The 19,177-nt window shown below is 67.6% G+C and carries 10 protein-coding genes; 2 read left to right on the top strand and 8 right to left on the bottom strand.

All coding sequences use genetic code 11. The features are described from left to right. Positions 1 to 114 precede the first annotated feature (114 nt). Both ABD973_RS20210 and ABD973_RS20205 read right to left on the bottom strand, forming a co-directional pair. Positions 115 to 351 carry a MafI family immunity protein gene (locus tag ABD973_RS20210; protein ID WP_345501329.1) on the bottom strand — a complete coding sequence of 79 codons (237 nt, stop codon included), beginning with the start codon at positions 349 to 351 and terminating at the stop codon, positions 115 to 117. Positions 352 to 391: 40 nt separating this feature from the next. Beyond that, a complete protein-coding gene (locus ABD973_RS20205) occupies positions 392 to 7,144 on the bottom strand; it encodes a polymorphic toxin-type HINT domain-containing protein (protein WP_345501327.1) in 6,753 nt (2,250 codons plus the stop codon). A gap of 352 nt (positions 7,145 to 7,496) precedes the next feature. Between ABD973_RS20205 and ABD973_RS20200 the strand changes: the two genes are divergently transcribed. Beyond that, positions 7,497 to 11,501, top strand: a complete 4,005-nt coding sequence (locus ABD973_RS20200; protein ID WP_129593303.1) for a ricin-type beta-trefoil lectin domain protein — start codon at positions 7,497 to 7,499, stop codon at positions 11,499 to 11,501. A gap of 84 nt (positions 11,502 to 11,585) precedes the next feature. Here the strand turns inward: ABD973_RS20200 and ABD973_RS20195 are convergent, their stop codons facing one another. Together ABD973_RS20195 and ABD973_RS20190 are read right to left on the bottom strand one after the other, a co-directional pair. After that, positions 11,586 to 12,383 carry a S16 family serine protease gene (locus tag ABD973_RS20195; RefSeq protein WP_125821262.1) on the bottom strand — a complete coding sequence of 266 codons (798 nt, stop codon included), beginning with the start codon at positions 12,381 to 12,383 and terminating at the stop codon, positions 11,586 to 11,588. Positions 12,384 to 12,438: 55 nt separating this feature from the next. Further along, complete coding sequence (locus ABD973_RS20190; RefSeq protein WP_007264382.1) at positions 12,439 to 13,080, bottom strand: IclR family transcriptional regulator; 642 nt, start codon at positions 13,078 to 13,080, stop codon at positions 12,439 to 12,441. 369 nt (positions 13,081 to 13,449) lie between these two features. On the opposite strand from ABD973_RS20190, the gene ABD973_RS20185 reads away from it, so the two are divergent. Next, positions 13,450 to 14,475, top strand: a complete 1,026-nt coding sequence (locus tag ABD973_RS20185) for a hypothetical protein (protein ID WP_042800963.1) — start codon at positions 13,450 to 13,452, stop codon at positions 14,473 to 14,475. 73 nt (positions 14,476 to 14,548) lie between these two features. Here the strand turns inward: ABD973_RS20185 and ABD973_RS20180 are convergent, their stop codons facing one another. The 4 genes from ABD973_RS20180 to ABD973_RS20165 form a co-directional block, all read right to left on the bottom strand. Next, positions 14,549 to 16,336: a DEAD/DEAH box helicase gene (locus tag ABD973_RS20180; protein WP_007264384.1), complete on the bottom strand. Its 1,788-nt coding sequence runs from the start codon at positions 16,334 to 16,336 to the stop codon at positions 14,549 to 14,551. A gap of 185 nt (positions 16,337 to 16,521) precedes the next feature. Then, positions 16,522 to 16,917: a type II toxin-antitoxin system death-on-curing family toxin gene (locus ABD973_RS20175; RefSeq protein ID WP_125821263.1), complete on the bottom strand. Its 396-nt coding sequence runs from the start codon at positions 16,915 to 16,917 to the stop codon at positions 16,522 to 16,524. Continuing rightward, entirely contained in the window at positions 16,914 to 17,120 is a 207-nt protein-coding gene (locus ABD973_RS20170; RefSeq protein ID WP_345501320.1) for a hypothetical protein, read from the bottom strand. The genes ABD973_RS20175 and ABD973_RS20170 overlap by 4 nt, the downstream gene beginning before the upstream one ends. Before the next feature lie 377 nt (positions 17,121 to 17,497). Then, a complete protein-coding gene (locus tag ABD973_RS20165; RefSeq protein ID WP_125594909.1) occupies positions 17,498 to 18,973 on the bottom strand; it encodes an MFS transporter in 1,476 nt (491 codons plus the stop codon). Positions 18,974 to 19,177 lie beyond the last annotated feature (204 nt).

Raw genomic sequence — 19,177 nt, 5'->3', positions numbered from 1 at the left:
GCCGCTTCCGCAGCTTCCTCCACCGAGCCGCGGTAGTGCATGACCCGGCTACAAACGCCGGTGGCCCCCCGCACGTCGTCACGCGAGGGCCACCGAAGTTTGGTTGTGTTGCCGTCACTCGTCGCGGATGTGCTCTTGAAGCTTGTCCACAATCTCTACGGCGCCCATATCCTCCGCGAGTTCCCGCAGCCGACCATGATACGAGGAAGAGATCATCAGATCATCCTCGTAAATCCAGCTGCACATAGTATCGAAGGCCAACCCAAACTCGCCTACCGTCAGGAATTCGCGAACGTTTTTGATCACATCCTCGCGAGTAATCGGCGAGTCATTCAGGAGTCCCCCGATCACGGCACGATAAGGTGGATACTGCATATCAGACAACTCTCACTCACTTATACGGGTACCCGGTTATGATCCGATTGGATGCCGGCTCATAGATAACCTTGATGTCTACGCCATCATAGGTGCCCGTGATCGCCACACGTGAAGCTGTTCCTTTCTTTGTGAAGGTAGACCCCTGAGGCCCCTTCACCCAGTCCCACTTACTACTTGGACTTGTAGCCACATCGGCCACGGCATCGAGGATTTGGTCCGTCCCCCAACTCGAAGGGAAGACGGTTTTCCCAGCCTGCCCTGGCCATTTATGGCCACCCCCAGTCTTGTCTCCATGAATGATGTGAAACTGAGCCTGTCCATCGATTAGCTCTCGCCCCACACCGGCAGGGCAACTCGAATTATGCACGAGGACCGGCGTGTCGTCAGCCAGTACATAGTACGTGTGAAGGTCTTCGATCGTCAGGTTGTAGGTCTTGGCGTGCCCCGTGTACGACTCATTGCCAGCAACGATCGCCGTACCACCAACGTCAGTGGCTAGAGACATGCCCGGCTTCAGATCAGCAGCGTTGATCCAGGCATTCTCCGAAGGTGACCAAAAAGGGTGTTCTTGGGTGGCAGTCAGCTCTTCAACCCCTGCACCCGTCACAAGAGACAGCTTATTGAAGTGCTTGTCATCCTCGGTGGCTATAAGACGCGATACCTTACGCCCGCCTACCTCACCCGACCGCGGATCGGAAGCAAGGACTTCGTCGCCGGCCTCAACTTCTTCAATAACCTTTGAAGTCCCATCGGCCATCACCACACGCGTTCCCGCGAGAAAACACTGACAGCCACCACCCTTAGCAGGCCTATTTTTACCCCCGTCCCGAATCCTTATCCCACCGGCAGACCCGCCCGGGATGTCATACGGAGCAAGCTCCCCATTCTCAAGCTTCGCCAGCAGGTTGAGAACGAGGTAGTAGCGAAGGTCTGGGCAGTCGGTTTCCTGGCAGGCATTTAGCAATGCGGTAGTCTGCGCAGTCCAAATCGTGCCACGCTCATTATTGACAAGGAACTTGAATTCGTTATCGAGCTGCTTCCGATACTCCTTGAGGAACTTCGGCGATGCATTCTTGGGCAAGCGAAGCGGCTTGTTTGACCTGTCGAGCCATGCAACGTCATTGACGGTAGGCTTGAAGGTTGCGTACGTCTCCGGCCTGCTGTTGTACCCGCCGTACATCCCGTGAGGCCTATGCGGGTCGGTTCCTGCCAGATTGTCGTCGCGCGGGTTGTAGTGACCACCACAATTGCCGTTCAGGCAGTCCGTCTCGATCTCGCCCGTAGGGTCACTGAGAGAGAACGGGTTGTTGCTGGAGTAGATGTACCCATGGAGCTGCTGCGAGCTGCTCAGATCCATGATCGGGTCGACTGATATGAAACGGCCGATCAATGGGTCGTACTCACGCGCGCCCAGGTGGGTGAAACCGCTGTCGGTGTCCTTGGTGCCGCCGACGAACCCTTTCTCGCCCGACCAATCAGTGGGCTGAGTGCCGCGCTCCTCTCCGAAGACACCCGTCTTGCGGCGGGTCACGGACTGCGCGGCATCGACGCTGATCTGAGTAGTGCCGGTGCCGTGGTGGTCGGCCAGGGTGAAGCTGAGCTTGCCGGCCGTGCGCATTGCAACCGTGCCGTAGTAGCGGGTGCCGGTGACCTTGCCGGACTTGTCGAGCTTGAGCTCGTTGCCACCTGGGAGGTAGAGGGTGGTGCCGGTCGAGTCCTTGCGGAGCATGCGCTGGCCGGCGGTGTCGTAGGCGAAGGAGTTGCTGGACGTTCCCTGGTTGAGGGACTTGAGGTGCCCCTCGGCGTCCCACTCCAGGTACTGGGTCTCCTCCGTTCCGATCTTGCGGGTCTTGGTGTTGCCCGACGCGTCGTAGGTGAAGGTTTCGTCTCGCGCCTCCGTGCCAGTCTGCGTGATCTTGGGCAGGTCGTGCTTGCCGGCCGTCGGTGCCGCATAGGTCCGAACCGTGTCGGGTATCGGCTCCGAGGCCGTCTTGTGCTTGGTTTCGGTCTTGCGGTTCCCGACCGAGTCGTACGTGTAGGTGGTCCAGTACGCGTCCGGGCCGCCGACGACCGTTTCAGATGGCGTCGGCGCGCAGGACTCGCCCTTGTTCGTCCAGGCGTCGACGATGCGTCGCAGTGCGTCGAGGTTCACGCACTGGGTGTCAGTGGTGCGGTCCGCGTCCTGCCCGCTGGCCGTGGCGATAGTCGTCAGGTTGCCCGAGGGATCGAGGGTGTAGCGGGTGTCATCGATGCGCTGTGGTGCGACCTCTCGATCGGTGTAGGCGCGGGTGACGTTGCCGGTGTGGTCGTCGTACTCGGTCGAGGTAAAGACCCGCTGGCCGGACGCTCCCAGCTCCTGGCGCGTGGCGCGACCGTAGTGGTCGTACGTCATGGCCGAGACGAGCCTGCTGCTGCCGACGCCTGAGGTGTTGAGCAGACCGGAGACCGACTTGTAGGTGCTACCGATCGTTTCGGCAGGCAGGTCCCCCATCGCGGGCTGCTTCGTTGTGAGCAGTTGCCCAGTGATGTTGTAGGTGTTCGTCCATTTGTACGTACCCGCCAGAGCACCCGTGTCCGGGGTCGCCGGGATGGTCACCTGCGTCTGCAGTGGCTGGTACAAGTGGTCGTAGAGGAGGACCTCCGACTCGTAGGGCTGGCCGTCGATGTAACGGGTCGACTTGGCCGGCTTGCCCTTCGCCACCGTGTCGTAGACGTTCGACGTCAGGACCGTTCCGCCCTGCTTGACTGCCGTGGGGCGGCCCAACTCGTCGTAGTCGGTGTGCAGCGTGTTACCACGGGCGTCGATCACGTCCGTGACCTTGCCTGCGCTGTCGTACGTGGTCTTGGTCGTTCCCTTGTCCGGGTCGCTCGCCTCGATCTGGGACCCGCGTACGTCGTAGGTGTAGGTCCACTGCGCGCCGCTCGGGTCGGTGACCCGGGCCAGGCGTCCGAGCCTATTGTACTCGTACCGGATGGACTGCGAGGTCATGCGTCCGGCATCGGTGTACTGCTTGAGCTCGACGGTACGCCCGAGAGCGTCCACGACAGTGGTCTTCGAGGTTCCACCCTGGGGCGGGATGACGGTGGTGGAGTCACCGGTGTAGCTGGTGGTGGCCCGCTTGGTTTCCACACCGAACCGCTTGGAAATCACCGCGGTGGGCCGACCTGCGCCGTCGTAAAGCGTGTCGGCGGAGGCGGGATAGGCACTCTCCGGGCCGGACACCAGCTGGGCATCCGGAGCGCCGTCTGCGTAGTACGTACCAGAGGAGCGCCAGGGCTGCCCCTTCGTGTCGTAGAACGTCTCGGAGATCAGGCGTCCGGTCAGGTCGGGTGACTCCGTCTGCGTCTGGCGCGGGCGCAGCAGACCATCCTGGATGGCGTGGTTGACGGAGTACTTGTAGTCGTGGGTCAGCGACTTGGACGTGACGACGTTGGGGCCGTCGTTGCGGATCGTGTACTCGAAGACGCGGCTCGGCTTGTCCGGGTTGGTGGCGGCGGGCCAGTTCGGCAGCCAGACCTTTGACGTGCGCCCGAGTGCGTCGTAGCTCGTCGTCGTCACCTTGCCGTTGGGGTCGGTGACCTTGGTCGTCAGACCTCGCAGCGGGTCGAGCTCCGAGGAAGCGGCGTGCCCCTTGGGGTTCGTCACGACCATGGTGGTCGCGACCTCGCCGGCTGAAGGAGTCAGTCCGATGGTGGTGAGCTTGCCGTACTGATCTGCAATGGCGAGCTGACGGCCGTAGACGTCGTAGCAGAGTTGGTCCTTGGCAGCGCCACAGCTGCTGGGGACCGAGGACAGGACCTCGTAGCCGTCGCCCTTCGCGTTGATCGTCTCGGTCTTCGTCAGTAGGCCCGAGCCCGGGACCGTGCCGAGTGCGCCGTTGTCGAAATAGGTCCGGTTGTCCGACACGACGTCCGTCGGCCGGTTGACCGTCGAGCCGCAGGGCACCGCGACCGTCTCGACCCGGCTGACCTTGTCCAGGATCCAGCTGGTCGTATTGCGGGCGTAGCTGTTCGTCGTGCACGTCTCGTCGCCGGTCGTGGTGGTGTCACCGCTCTGGGATTCCCAGTCGACCATGCCGTAGCCGTCGTAGTGGCGGGTGAGTTCCGTCGTGCGGATCCCACCAGTCACGGTCGTGCGGGTAGCCGTCTTCTCCACTCCGGTCTTGTACGAGACCAGATCGGGAAGGCCCGGCCTGACCCGCTTGGCCACGACGTCCGAGCGCCAGGGAGTGCTGGAGGTCGCGCCGACGAGCTTCTCGGTGTCGTCCCCGTCGTAGGTGGCAGATTCCCGAGGTCGCCCGGCGAATTCCGGACGGTCGATGGCGACTGCCCCCGTGCCGTCCTTGACCTCCTTGCCGTCGAGACCTCGGAAGTAGCGCATCTCCGTAAGGGACCTCGACTCGTCGGCAGCTCCGACGCGGACCTGGACACGCTCGTAACCACGGGCCACGGAGTTGACACGGTCCTCGGACTTGGTGAACTCGTCCGTGCTCTTGTCCCAGGCCGCTCCGCCCAGGTAGCTGTACGAGGTGACCTTGTCGGGTGAGCCGGCGATGTTGTCACCCTCGACGACCTTGTCGACGACATACGTGTTGAACCAGTCCAGCTTGGCCGTCTCACCCTCGAAGGCCCACTTCACTGGGTAGCACCGCTTGGTGTTGCTGGCGTCCGCAGCAGGCAGCGCATCGACGGTGCAGTCCGGCTGGGAGTAGGTGACGGCGGTCGTGCCCCCGGACTCGGTTGTCACCTGGTACATCCGCAGGCGGATGAAGGGGGCGAGACCATCACCCGTCTTGTCGACACGGTTGGGCTTCTGCTCGCCCGCGAACGTGATGGGGGGAAGGACGATGTCGGGAGCGTCGCCAGCCTTCGCCGTGCGGGTGATGGACTTAAGCCACAGCGGGGTGGAAATGCCGTCGCCCGACGGCGGGAAGTCCTGCTGCAGGGCCCAGGAGTCGACGTCCTTGTAGGTGCCGCCGGTCAGGATCCTGGTGTTGATGCCCGCCAGTCGCATGCGGGACCAGAAGGTCGGCGAGAACTGGTTCTTACACTCGGTGGATCCGTCCTTGCAGAACTGGTCGTAGGGAGAGTCGGGCCAGTTCTTGGCGTTGCCCTCGTCGAAGGTGCCGCAGTTGGTGAGACAGCGTTCCGCGGCGTTGAAGGAGACCTGGCCCATAGCCTTGGCGCTGTAGACCGACTCGGCTCGAAGGCCGTAGTCGATGCGGTCAAGCCACCCCGATCGGATGTAGGGAGTGACGGTTCCCTTGCCTGTGGTCTGGGAGACGTTCCGCCCGTAGTTGTTGGTCTCTGTCTTCCAGTAATAGGCCATGGCGCTGCCGCCGGGCGCTACCACGTAGTCGAGCTGCCACCTCCACGCCTGCTGGCACCAGGCACTCGCGAAGGAGGCGTTGTAGCAGGGTTCGCCGGCCTGGTTGCCGTAGACGGGTACGGTCCACGTCGAGTTCGTTGTCGGCGTGGAGGCGTCCCTCCACCCCGGAAGACGGTTCAGGCCGAAGAAGTACTGGATTCCATCGGTCGTGGTGATCTTCCAGTGCTCACCGTCGTTGTCGCCATTCGTCGCACCGGTGAGTTTCTCCACCTTTTCTCCGGAGTCGGAGGCCGGGTGCCAGCCCTTGCCCTGCTCGAAGACCAGCTCGGTGGACTTGCCGTTGAGGGACAGCGTGGCGTTGTCGTTGAACCAGCACTGGTCACCGACCTTGGCGCTGTTCGTACCGCCGGTCTTGTCGTCGTTGCACGGTTTGTACTTGCGCTCGATGAAGCCCGGCTCCCAGGACCAGCCGTCGCCGATCCAGGACGCCTGGCTGTTGGACGCGGCAGTGCGGCCGTCAATTGACTGCGAGTTGTAGTCGAGGGAGATCTTCGGTGCGAGGCCTCCCGGGACCGGGGGTATCGCAACGTTGTACGACCAGGTGAACGCGCCGGTGGATCCGCCTGCGTTCCAAGAGCCTGACGGCTGCAGCGGGGTTGCCTTGTAGTCGCCACTCGCCCCGGACGCACCGGCCGTCGCAGCCAGGACCGTCGAGGCGGAAGCGGCAGCAGCTGTGGGCGTCGCCCACAATCCGGTCGCCTTGACCTCCAGTACAGGCGCACCGGGCGTCGTGACCTCAGCCGTGAGCTTGCCCGATGGGATGTCGTTCCGTGTCTCGAGCGACTTCTGCGTACGGCACTCCGGACGGTCCGGGGTCGTCAACGAGCAGGAGGGAAGTTCAACCAGATGCAACCGGGCGGCGTAGTCGCCGCCATACGCCGCGCGGAAACTGTTGTAGTCGACTTCAATCTTGGCGGAAGCCGGTTGCCGGGCACCGTCCGCGCGACCCACCGACAGCAGCACGCCGTCGACGCCAGCCTTGCGTGCCACATCCCGGGCAGCAACGGTCACCTTCATCTTGGCGGCGCTCCCGGCCGCCTTGCCCGGCGCCCCGTACACCGCCACAGGGAACTTGCCTGCCTGCGGCGAGCCTGAGCCGATGGCGGGAGCGTGTGCCCCGCCAAGTCCTAAGGACTTGGACGCCGTTCCTGCGGCGAGGTCCATCTCGACCGAGCCGGCCGCAGGCCAAGTGACCTTCGGAGCCCGCCAAGGGTGTTCCGCCGCGGCATCGGGCCTCTCCGTTCCACCGGCACGTACCGGCTTGACCGGTACGGCCTTCGGCTGCTTGAGCTGCGGCAACGACAGCTTGTCTTTGCTTTCTGCGACGGCAACGGGTCCTGACAGTGTTCCCGAAAGGACCGCTGCGGCTACCGCCACAGACAGCCCTCTCACTCCAAACCTTCTCACACCCCACCCCACTCATCCAGAGAATTCATCGGCGCAATATAACAGTCCCAATTCCGCAGTCCGACACGCCGATAACTGGCTTGAACTCGAACATTGACACCACCATCATCACCCCACCAAAAGTAATATTCTGCCCCAATGGCCACTAAAAGTGCAGGTCAACTGTGGTGCGCGAGACTCGACGGTCGAGTACAGTCGCCGCGAATATCGGACCGTTGGAGCTTGAGTGACGACAAAAAAGAGACTCTCCCGCAGGCCGGCCGGACGGAAGTTAAGCGGAGTCATTTCCTTCGCTCTAGTTGGCTCAATAACAACTATCGGATTGGCCGCATTGCAGCCGCCAGCGGTGGCGGCATCTGCCGACCCGGTCACCGACGGCTCTCTGAGCGCGGAAGACTTCGCGCTTGCCAAGGCAAAAGAATCCGGACAGCCCTACGAGCTGACTTCCGCACGTACTGGTTCCTCCGACACCTGGGCTCTGCCGAACGGCAAGTGGTCCGTGAAGCGGTACGGCACGACCGTGCGAGTGCGTCAGGCCGGGGCATGGGTCGCGACCGACCCGACCCTCCAGTTCGCCGCGGACGGCAAGGTGGCGCCCAAAGCCTCAGCCGTCTCGATCGCCTTCTCCGGCGGCGGCACGGGCCCTCTCCTGACTGGGGTGAAGGACGGCCGGACGTTATCCCTGACATGGCCGAAGGCGCTGCCGAAACCGACCCTCGTCGGCAACGTGGCCACCTACGCGAACGTCCTGCCAGACGTGGACTTGCAGTTGAAGGCCGAGGTCGAGGGCTTTTCCCAGCTCTTGGTGGTGAAGACGGCAGAGGCAGCAAAGTACCCTGACCTCGCGCTGCTGAAGTTCAAGCTCGACACAGTCGGCTTGAACGTGACCGCCGACCCGACGACCGGACTGCTCAGTGCGGTGAACCCGGCGGGACAGGATGTATTCACCGCCTCGACCCCCATGATGTGGGACTCCACGACGACGGGAGCAGCGACTGGACAAGCACGGGCGGCCACGGCAGCCCGCTCGCTTGCCGCGGACTCGGTCCCCGGAGCCGGCACGCCGTCCGACGCCTTCGTGGCGCCGTCAGGGGCGAAGGACGCCCAGATGCCCACAACGGTCGCCGGCGACACCTTGGAGATCAAGCCCGACCAAGCCCTGCTGACCGGCGCACAGACGAAGTACCCCGTGTACATCGACCCGTCTGTCGCATGGGGAGAGCGTCAGAACTGGGCCTGGGCGTACCGTAGCTGGCCGAACAACTCGTACTGGAACACCAAGCAGGACGTTCGGGTCGGGTACGAGAGCGACACCAACGGGCTTTCCCGGACCTTCTTCCAGTTGGACACCGCCAACATCAAGGGTGCCCTCGTCTCGAAGTCGACCTTCCGCGTGAAAGAGACCTGGTCGTGGTCGTGCACCGCCACCCCGGTGGAACTGTGGACGACCGGCCCCATCTCCTCCAAGACCACTTGGAACAACCAGCCGAGCAAGGGCACACGACTGGCCACCGTCACCGCGGCCAAGGGCTACGAGGGATGTGCCCAGGGCAACCTCGAGTTCGACGCGACGGAGGCCGCGAAGGAGTCTGCGTCCAAGGGCTGGTCCAGTGTGACGCTGGGCCTGTACGCGTCGAACGAGAGCGACGTTTTCCAGTGGAAGCGGTTCGATCCCAAGACGATCACACTGGAGACGGAGTACAACAATCCGCCCAGCAGGCCAAAGGGTCTGGGCACCGACCCAGAGGGCCCTTGCGACCTCGCCAGCCGGTTCGTCCCCACCCGCACCATCGGTGACTCCCGCGTGAGCCTCTACGCGACGATCGACGATCCGGACGCCGGCAACCTGGTGGCCGAGTTCCAACTCTTCCAGCGGACTCTCTTCCCTCCCAGCACACCGAAGCTCATCGCAACGCAGTCCGTCCCTGCCAGCAGGGGCAAGGTGGCGACCTGGAGCGTGCCCGATGCCACCCTGCCCAACGGCACGTACACGTGGAAGGTCCGGGCCAAGGACCAGGACAACGCATACTCCCCGTGGTCGACCAGCTGTGCCTTCCGCATCGACCGCAGCCGCCCCAGTAAGCCCCCGGTGATCAGCTCCACGCAGTTCCCTGACGGCAAGAACGGCTGGCCTGCCACCACCGGCCAGGCCCGTACCCCAGGCACCTTCACCTTCTCCGCCAACGGTGTGGCGGACGCCAAGGAAATCCTCTACTACACGGATTCCGAACCCGCGCCCCGGGCTACCGCACCCGGTACGAGCGTCACTCTCACGCCCCCCGGCTCCGGCCCTCACTTCGTCTACGCAATCACGGTCGACAAGGCAGGCAACCGGTCCGACACCGCCACCTACCTCTACTATGCCAAGCGCTCACAGACCACGGACGGCCCGAACGACCTGAATGGTGACGGATTCCGTGACATCTGGACGGTCGATTCCCAGGGCGCTTTGCTCGCCTATGCCGGCCAGGGCAACGGCAAGTTCGCCGCCGCTACAAAGGGCGGGACGTCTTTCAACGGAGCTCAGATCGGCACCCAGGGCGACTGGGACGGCGACGGATACAACGACCTGGTCTCCCTCCAGCAGCCATCCGGCATGACCCAGAAGAAGCTCTGGACGTACCCGAACAACGGTCAGGGGTCGGTCGTCAACAACCCCGTCGAGTTGACGGTGGCCTGTCCGGTCAAGGACCCCGGCGTCGGCTGTGACTACGGCAGCGACTGGAACGGCGACGACCACTGGCACGACGCCGACCAGATCATCGCACCTGGTGACATCAATGGTGACGGTTCGCCGGACTTGCTGGTCAAGCAGGCCAAGCAGCTGTGGGCTTACTACGGCAGTATCTTCGGCTCCCTCGACAGCAATGGGGAGCCTGTCCTCGTCGGAAACGGCGACTGGGACAAGTTCACTGTCGTCGCTCCTGGAGACCTTAACGGCGACGGCATTCCCGACTTGTGGCTGCGTGACGACGCTTCCGGCGATGTCTTCCGGACCTTCGGTAGCAAGGGCACCAACGGTCTACTCGACCCCACCACCTGGGGAAGCTCGGCAAGCCGGGTGAAGGTTGCCGCCGGCATCGGAAAAGCCGCGTACCCGACACTTGGTTCGGCGGGTGACGTCACGGGGGATAAGCTCGCCGACCTCTGGGCGGTCGACGCCAACCGGCAGCTGGCGACCTTCAGTGGCACCGGCACCAGCCAGCCCCTGAATGTCACGGGGATCAACCAGGTCCCGTCCTTCCTCGGCAACCTCACTGCGCCCACGGCCCAGTGGAAGCTGTCTGGGCTGTCCAGCAGTACCAGCACCCCCAGCTCCGTCGGTGTCTTCCCGGCGGAGACTGCCGGGATCACCTGGCCCTCCGCAACGATCGGCGGGCGCAATACGCCCTACTCAGCGTTCGACGGACCCCAGTCCTCCATCACCACGGACAAGCCTGTCGTCGACACCCGCCAGAGCTTCACCATCAGCGCATGGGTGAAGCCGGGCTTCAGCGGCGCCGTCATCAGCCAGGACAATAACCGCAACAGCGCCTTCGCCATCTTCGCCGACCCCGACTCCAAGAAGTGGGCCTTCGCCCTCTCCAACGCCGACGTCGACGGTTCCGCGTATGACTGGTCCAGCAAGACCACCAACGACGCCGCCCGGTTCGTCCCTGACACTTGGCAGCAGCTCACAGCGGTCTACAACGCAGACACCGGCCTGATGAGTCTCTACGTCGACGGCGTCCTCGCCGGCGTCGGCCACCACAACGCGGCCACCAGCCCTGCCCCCGTGGGCCCGCTCGTCATGGGGCGGTACAAGGAGAACGGTAAGGCGGACTATTACCACGAGGGCCTCAAGGGCGGCATCAGCAACGTCGCTGTGTACCCCTACGCCGCCCCCCTCACCGCACCTGGTGCCACCGGCCCCATGTCTCTGACGGCCAAGCCCAGCCACTGCATGGACAATGACAACGCCCGGCCGGTCGACGGCAACAAGATCCAGGCGTGGGACTGCAACATGATTGGCGGTGGGGCCGCCCAGAAGTTCGACATCCGCGCCGACGGCACCATCCGGCACCAGGACAAGTGCCTCGACGCCAAGGACGCGGGCACCACCAACGGGACGCCGCTCCAAATTGTCGTCTGCCACAACCACCCCGCGCAGCAGTTCCTCCCCCGCGCTGACGGCAGCCTCTACAACCCGGTCTCCGGCCGGTGCGTGGACGCGAGCAACATGGAGACGGGCACCCAGCTCTACCTGTGGGACTGCAACGCCACCAACCCGCAGCGCTGGACCATACCCGCTCTGAGCACGGCCCCGTTGCCCGTTCCTCTGTGGTGACAAAGCCGAATAACTGACACCGGAGGGTGTTCGGCAGCCATTGCTGCCGAACACCCGCCGATTCGGTTCACAGTCGTGAATCCATCAGCAGGACGGAACGTCCCCGTTCCGGTTCAGCGCCCGCAGCGAGCCCACCGCGTCCGTCAGCGAAGTGACGGGGACCAGCCGCAGGCCCTCGGGGAGGTCGGACTTCGCGTCCGAGCACTCCGCCTTCGGCACCAGGAACACGGTCGCCCCGTCGCGGCGCGCGGCCTGGGTCTTCAGGCCCACCCCGCCGACGGCGCCGACCGTGCCGTCGGCGGTGATGGTGCCCGTACCGGCGATGCTGCGGCCGCCGGTGAGTTCGCCGCCGCTGCCGTCGCCGTCGAGCTTGTCGACGATGCCCAGGGTGAAGAGGAGTCCGGCGCTCGGGCCGCCGACGTCGGCGAGGTTGAGCTGGACCTTGATGTCCTTGGGGTCCTTCTTGAGGAAGCCGAGGGCGGCGGCCGCGGCGGCCGACTGCGACTGGGCCATTTCCTCCAGGTTGTGCTCCTCGATCTGCTTGTCGCTTCCGCCCGAGGGATACACCGACTCCCGGGGCATGACGGCCTGGTCCGTCTTGAACCAGTGGCCGATCAGCTCGGGCAGCTTCATCGTCGAGGAGGGGCCGGTGGCCCGGATGGTGGTCATCCGGAGCTGGCCCTTGGTGTCCCGCACCGGGGCGCCGGTGACGGTGATCACCGGCTTGCCCTGGTCGGAGCCCAGTACGTCGGCCGTGGGGCCCGGCACGGCCACCACGAAGGGCAGCGGCGCGAGGGCCGCGACGGCGAACAGCCCGAGGACGGGCGCGGCGCAGACGGCCAGGGCGGCGGGACGCGGCAGACGTGTGAGGCGAGAGAGCACCCGGCCAATCTACCGACCCGGGCGGCCCGGCCCGCGCCGCCCGAGTCCGCGCCGGTCAGCGCAGGGCGTCGGCGACCTCGCGGGCCGCGTCCACCACGCGGGGCCCGACCCGCTCCGGGACGGCGTCGGCCAGCATCACGACGCCGACGCTGCCCTCCAGTCCGGTGATGCCGACGAGCGGTGCGGCGGCGCCGCTGGCGCCCGCCTCCAGCTCGCCGTGGGTCAGGGTGTAGCCGGGCTCGATGAGGGAGCCCTGGCGGGCGGCCAGGATGGCCCGGCCGGCCGCGCCGCGGTCCAGCGGGTGGCGGAAGCCGGCCCGGTAGGCGACGTGGTAGTCGGTCCAGGTGGGCTCCACGACGGCCACGGCGAGGGCCTCGGTGCCGTCGACGAGGGTCAGGTGCGCGGTGGCCCCTATGTCCTCGGCGAGGGAGCGCAGGGCGGGCAGCGCCGCCTCGCGCACGAGCGGGTGGACCTGCCGGCCCAGGCGCAGCACGCCGAGCCCGACGCGGGCCCGGCCGCCGAGGTCGCGGCGGACCAGGGCGTGCTGCTCCAGCGTGGCGAGCAGGCGGTAGACGACGGTGCGGTTGACACCGAGGCGGTTGGAGAGCTCGGTGACGGTCAGACCGTGGTCGGTGTCGGCGAGCAGCTTGAGGACTCTCAGCCCTCTGTCGAGAGTCTGGGAGGTTTCCGCGGTCACGACGCCTCTCCCTCTGTGATCGGTGGGCGGCGGTGACTCTCACACGGTGCAGCGCTGCCGGTCCCTCGGCGACGCACGGAGAGGCCGCCGGTGGCGGCCAAGGCACCGGCTGCGCTCCCGCGGCGGCGCTGCCACGGGGCGTTCGATGCGGGGACAGTAGCGAGCGAGTCCGCTGAGCGAAAGGCCTCGTCCAGAATCCGGGCGCCTACTGCCGGTTTAAGACGTTTTCTGCACGGGGCTGTATCGATTCGTAATGTCCCCTGACCGAAATCCGGTTTACACGGCGCTTAGGCTGATCGTGTTCAAAAAGATGTTGGGGGGGCGGGGTGCAACGTACCCCGGCACGCATACAAGGGGAGAGAAGCAACAGTGAAGCTGAAGCGCATGGCCGTCGTGGCCGCTGCCGCTGTCGTCGGTCCGACGGTCCTCATGGCCACGCCCGCCATGGCGGACGAGGCCCAGACCCCGGCCGTCACGACGCCCGACGCCGCGCCGAAGGACGACGCCGCGCCCGCCGCCGAGACCCCGGCGAAGGACGCGAAGCCGGCCGCCGAGACCCCGGCGAAGCCCGCCGCGGAGAAGCCGGCCCCGGCTCCGGCCCCGGCCAAGCCCGCCGCCGAGAAGCCGGCCTCCAAGCCGGCCCCGGCTCCGCAGGTCGAGGACGCGGACGAGTACAAGGAGGGCCCGAAGCTGGGCCTGAGCGGCCTCCCGGCCGGCGGCTTCAAGGCCGGCGGCGACTGGACCGAGGTCACCCTGAAGGTCGACAACCGCGGCATCCAGGGCTTCAAGGACTACGGCTTCGCCGTTCTCGGTGGCAACGACAACGACACGCTGCACGCCAAGCACCTCGACATCCAGATCTACAACGGCACGAAGTGGGTCGCGGCCGACAAGGACCCGTCGGGCCAGACCGCCGGCACCGTCTTCGACAGCTACGTCGACGAGGACGAGGTCTTCACGGTCAAGCTGCGCATGAAGTTCAGCAAGGACGCTCCGCTCGGCAGCATCGAGTTCGTCGTCGCCGGCGGCAGCAACAACGTCGACGAGGAATTCGCGTCCGACGCGCAGTTCTACACGTCGAAGATCGTCCGGGGCTCCACCGGCGGTGGCAACACCGGCGGCAACACGGGTGGCCACAACAACGGTGGCAACACCGGCGGCAACACCGGCGGCAACAACAACACCAAGCCGAACGGCGGCGGCACCACCACGCCGATCGTCGACACCAACACCGGCTCCGGCAACACCGGCGGCAGCACCAACACCGGCGGCGAGCTCGCCGAGACCGGTGCGGACGCCGCCACCAGCTGGGCGCTCGGCGCCGGCGGTGTCGCGCTCGCCATGGGTGCGGCCCTGGTCGCCGGCACCGGCCGTCGTCGCCGCGTCACCAACTGACCCGGGCTCCACGAGAACGGGGTCCGTGCGCACCGCGCACGGACCCCGTTTCCGCATCCTCAGGAGCAGCGGCTCACCGCATCCGGGTGGCCCACTCCTGCACCTTCTTGATCCGCTCCTTCAGCTGCCCCGCCGTCGCCTCCGCGCTCGGCGGCCCGCCGCACACCCGGCGCAGCTCCGTGTGGATCACCCCGTGCGGTTTCCCGCTCTGGTGGACGTACGCGCCCACCATCGTGTTCAGCGACTTCCGCAGCTCCAGCAGCTCCTTGTGCGAGACCACCGGCCGCCGGTCGGCCGGCAGCTCCAGCAGGTCCGCCTCGGAGTCGGGCTTGCGGCGGCTGTGCGCGATCTGCCGGGACTGCCGCTTCTGCAGCAGCAGCTGCACCTGGTCCGGCTCCAGCAGACCCGGGATGCCGAGGTAGTCCTGCTCCTCCTCGCTGCCCGGGTGCGCCTGCATGCCGAACTCGGCGCCGTCGTACAGCACCCGGTCGAAGACGGCGTCGGACTCGAGGGCCTCGAAGGACATCTGCTCGTCCTCGCCGGTGTCCTCGTCCTCCTGCCGGTTCGCCTCCTCCATCTCCTTCTCGGACTCGGCGTACGGGTCGTCGTCCTCGCCCGCCTTCTTCGGCCGGTCCAGGACGTGGTCGCGCTCGACCTCCATCTCGTTGGCGAAGCCGAGGAGGTAGGGGATCGTCGGAAGGAACACGGACGCCGTCTCGCCGCGCCTGCGCGATCGTACGAAGCGGCCGACGGCCTGCGCGAAGAACAGCGGCGTCGAGATCGTCGTCGCGTACACGCCCACCGCGAGGCGCGGTACGTCGACGCCCTCGGACACCATGCGGACCGCGACCATCCAGCGGTCGTCGTTCCCGCTGAAGGTGTCGATGTTCTTCGAGGCGCCCGCGTCGTCGGAGAGCACGAGGGTCGCCTTCGTGCCCGTGATCTCCCGGATCAGCTTCGCGTACGCGCGCGCCGCGTCCTGATCGGCGGCGATGACGAGCCCGCCGGCGTCCGGGATGCCCTTCCTGACCTCCGTCAGGCGCTGGTCGGCGGCACGCAGCACGTTCGGCATCCAGTCGCCGCGCGGGTCCAGGGCCGTGCGCCAGGCCTGCGAGATGGCGTCCTTGGTCATCGGCTCGCCGAGGCGGGCCTCGATCTCGTCGCCGGCCTTGGTGCGCCAGCGCATGTTGCCGCTGTAGGACAGGAAGATCACGGGGCGGACGACGCCGTCGCCGAGGGCGTTGCCGTAGCCGTAGGTGTAGTCGGCGGAGGACCGCCGGATCCCGTCGTTCCCCTCCTCGTACGTGACGAAGGGGATCGGGTTGGTGTCGGACCGGAAGGGCGTGCCGGTCAGGGCCAGGCGCCGGGTCGCCGGGTCGAAGGCCTCCAGACAGGCCTCGCCCCAGGACTTCGAGTCGCCGGCGTGGTGGATCTCGTCGAGGATCACCAGCGTCTTGCGCTGCTCGCAGCGGTTGCGGTGCAGCATCGGGCGCACGCCGACGCCCGCGTAGGTGACGGCGACGCCGTGGTAGTCCTTGCTCAGCGGCCCGGCCGAGTACTCGGGGTCGAGCCGGATGCCTATGCGGGCGGCGGCTTCCGCCCACTGCTTCTTCAGGTGCTCGGTCGGCGCGACCACGGTCACCTGCTGCACCACGTGGTGGTGCAGCAGCCAGGAGGCCAGCGTGAGCGCGAAGGTGGTCTTGCCGGCGCCGGGGGTGGCGACCGCGAGGAAGTCCCGCGGCTGGGTCTGGACGTACTTGTCGAGCGCCCCCTGCTGCCAGGCTCGCAGCTTGCTGGCGGTACCCCAGGGGGCACGGCCGGGGAAGGCGGGTGAGAGGTGGTGGGAGGCGGTAGTAGTCACGGTCTCCGGTTCGTTGCTCTCGGCGGTCGTGGCAGTCGTGGCCGTCCCCGCCGACGTGGTGGTCGTACGTAGGACAACCGGGCCACCTTACCGGCGCGCGCCCGCCCCCCGCGGAGGGACAGGCCCGTGACCTCGGCGGGTGCGGCGAGGGTCACACCGGCCGGACACCCTCCGCCGCGCACGCGTCACAGCGAGCGCAACCGCCGGGCGATCGAGGCGAGATCGGCCTCCCGCCCGGCCGCGACGTCCACGACCAGGCCGTACGCACGGTCCTGATCGGCGTCCGCGAGGTCCACCCCGTTCACGGCGAGGAAAGTGGCCGCGGCGAGCCAGGCCGTGCGCTTGTTCCCGTCGACGAGGGGGTGGTTCACGGCGATGCCGTGCAGCAGCGCGGCGGCCTGCTCGTACGGGTCCTCGTAGGCCGGCGTCCCGAACATGCGGGCGCGGGGCCGGTGCACGGCCGACTCCAGCAGCCCGGGAGCCCGCAGCTCCACGGGCTGCTCCCGGGCCAGGCAGGCGTGCCGGGCGAGGTCCAGGACCTCGGCGAGGGTCAGGTGCCGGACCGGGGCGGCGGCGCTCACTGCCCGAGCCTCTCCAGCAGCCCGGCATGCCGCACCGCCAGCCGCGCGGCCTGTGCCCCGACCCGCTCGCGCTCCCGGCGCAGGTACGCCCGTACGGCCTCCAGGGCCAGGGCCTCGGGGGTCGAGTCGGTGGCGTCGGCGAGATCGGCCAGCTCGGCGCGCTCGGCGTCGGAGATCGGAAGGGTCAGCGCGTTCACGTCCACGAGCGCAGCGTAACCAGCGGGGCCGACAGCCCCCCACCCCTTTTCCGCGCCCCCGGGCACCGCTGCGGCGTCCCGTGCCCAGCCCCCGGCGGGGGGCTCAGGATCCGACGGACGGCCCGGCCCTCGGCGGAGGCGGGGCCAGGCCCCGGCAGGCGCAGCCGCACGTCCCCGCGGCGTCGGCCCCAGGCCGCGGGACCGGGCTCAGGGCCGGCGGGGCTGGGGTCAGGCCCGACGGGGCCAAGCCCAGGCACGGCGGAACCGGCCTCAGGCGCCCGCAGGGTGCGGCTTCCGGCGCGGCCGGTTCAGGCGCCCGCAGGGTCCGGGTTCCGGCGGGGTCGGGGTCAGGCGCCCGCAGGGTGCGGTCCAGCGGGACCGGGTCAGGCGACCGCGGGGTGCGCAGGCGGGTGGGGTGGGTCCAGGCGGGTTGCGACCCAGGCGCCGGCCAGGGCCACGCAGGCCATCGGGAGGAACACCACCAGGAACGCCGCCGGGTGCGAGGCCGCGGCCCCGGACGCCGAGGCGGCGGCGTCGTGCCCCGCGCCCACCGCCCCGCCGCCCAGTGCGGCGAACGCCGCGCCCCCGGCCGCCAGCAGCACCACGTTCGCCAGCGCGTCCGAGATCTGCAGCGCGGCGGAGTTCGCCCCCGCCTCCTCCGGCGCGGACAGCTTGAGCAGCAGCACGCTCGTCGAGCCGATCACCAGCCCCATGCCGAGCGAGCCCACCGCCCAGGCCAGCGCCAGCGTCCACACCGGCACCGCCTCGACCAGCACCGCCGGGGCCCCCGCGATGGCCACCGCCACCATCACCATCCCGGCGACCATCAGCCGCTCCCGGTAGGGCGCCGTCCGGCCCTGCGACTGCACCCACGACCCCAGCGCCCACGTCACCCCGCCCAGCGCCAGCGAGAAGCCCGCCCACGTCGGGCTCAGGCCGCGCTGGGTGACCAGCATCAGCGGCACGAAGCTCTCCGCCCCGATGAACGCCCCCGCCGCCACCCCGCGCAGCAGCACCACCGACGGCAGCCCGCGCCGCGCCCGGTACGTGCCGCGCGGCAGCAGCCCCAGCACCGCCGGCACCAGCAGGGCCGCGCCCGCGAGGCCGGGCAGCAGCGACAGCCACCGCAGGTCCTGGGCGGCGTACTGGAGCAGCCCGGCGCCCAGCGAGATCCCGAGCGCCAGCCGGATCCGCCGCCGGTCGAACGCGACCGGCGCGGCCGGGTCCACCGGCCCGGACGCGGTGCGCCGGATCGCCGGCAGCGCCACGATCAGCGGTACGACGACCAGCGCGGGGATCCCGAGGAACACCCACCGCCAGCCGAGGCGCTCGGTGACCGTCCCCGCCGCCAGCGGCCCGACGATCGACGGCACCACCCAGCTCGCCGCGAAGGCCGCCATGATCGCGGGCCGCAGCCGCTCCTCGTAGGCCCGGCTGACCACCACGTACAGGGCGACGATCACCAGCCCGCCGCCGAACCCCTGCACCGCCCGCCCGAGGACGAACACCCCCATCAGCTGCGCGGTCCCGGAACACACCAGCCCGGCGGCGAACGCCCCGATCCCCACCGTCAGCGGCCGCAGCGGCCCCTGCCGGTCGGCCCACTGCCCGGACAGCACCATGGCGAAGAGGCTGGTGGTGAAGTACGCGGAGAACCCGAAGGCGTAGAGCCCGATCCCGTCCAGCTCCCGCGCGGCGACGGGCATCGCCGTCCCGACGGCGGTGGCCTCGAAGGCGATGAGGAAGATCACGGAGATGATCCCGACGCTGAGCGTCCGGTACGCCGGCCCGAGAATGCCGCCCTGCGGCGGCGGGGCGGCGACGGTGGTCTCGGATATCCCGGGTTCAAGGGCGCTCATCGCCCCAGAGTAAGTTCCAAGGGCCACTCTCGCCCCTGTCATTTCGACCGATCCCGCCTCGGCCGCGCGACCTAGGTCCGCGAGCCCGTGTGAACGCGGCATGGCAGTCACATTGCAGACGCCGCGCCGCCCTTCCCCCGCCGCACGGGCCCCCGTACGTTCGTACTCGTCACCACGCACCACCGCACCACCTCATCACCACAC

This window comes from Streptomyces racemochromogenes, from assembly GCF_039535215.1.
Taxonomy (GTDB): Bacteria; Actinomycetota; Actinomycetes; order Streptomycetales; family Streptomycetaceae; genus Streptomyces; species Streptomyces racemochromogenes.
The sequence above is the reverse complement of the archived record's forward strand: the minus strand, read 5'-3'. Positions and strand labels throughout refer to the sequence as shown.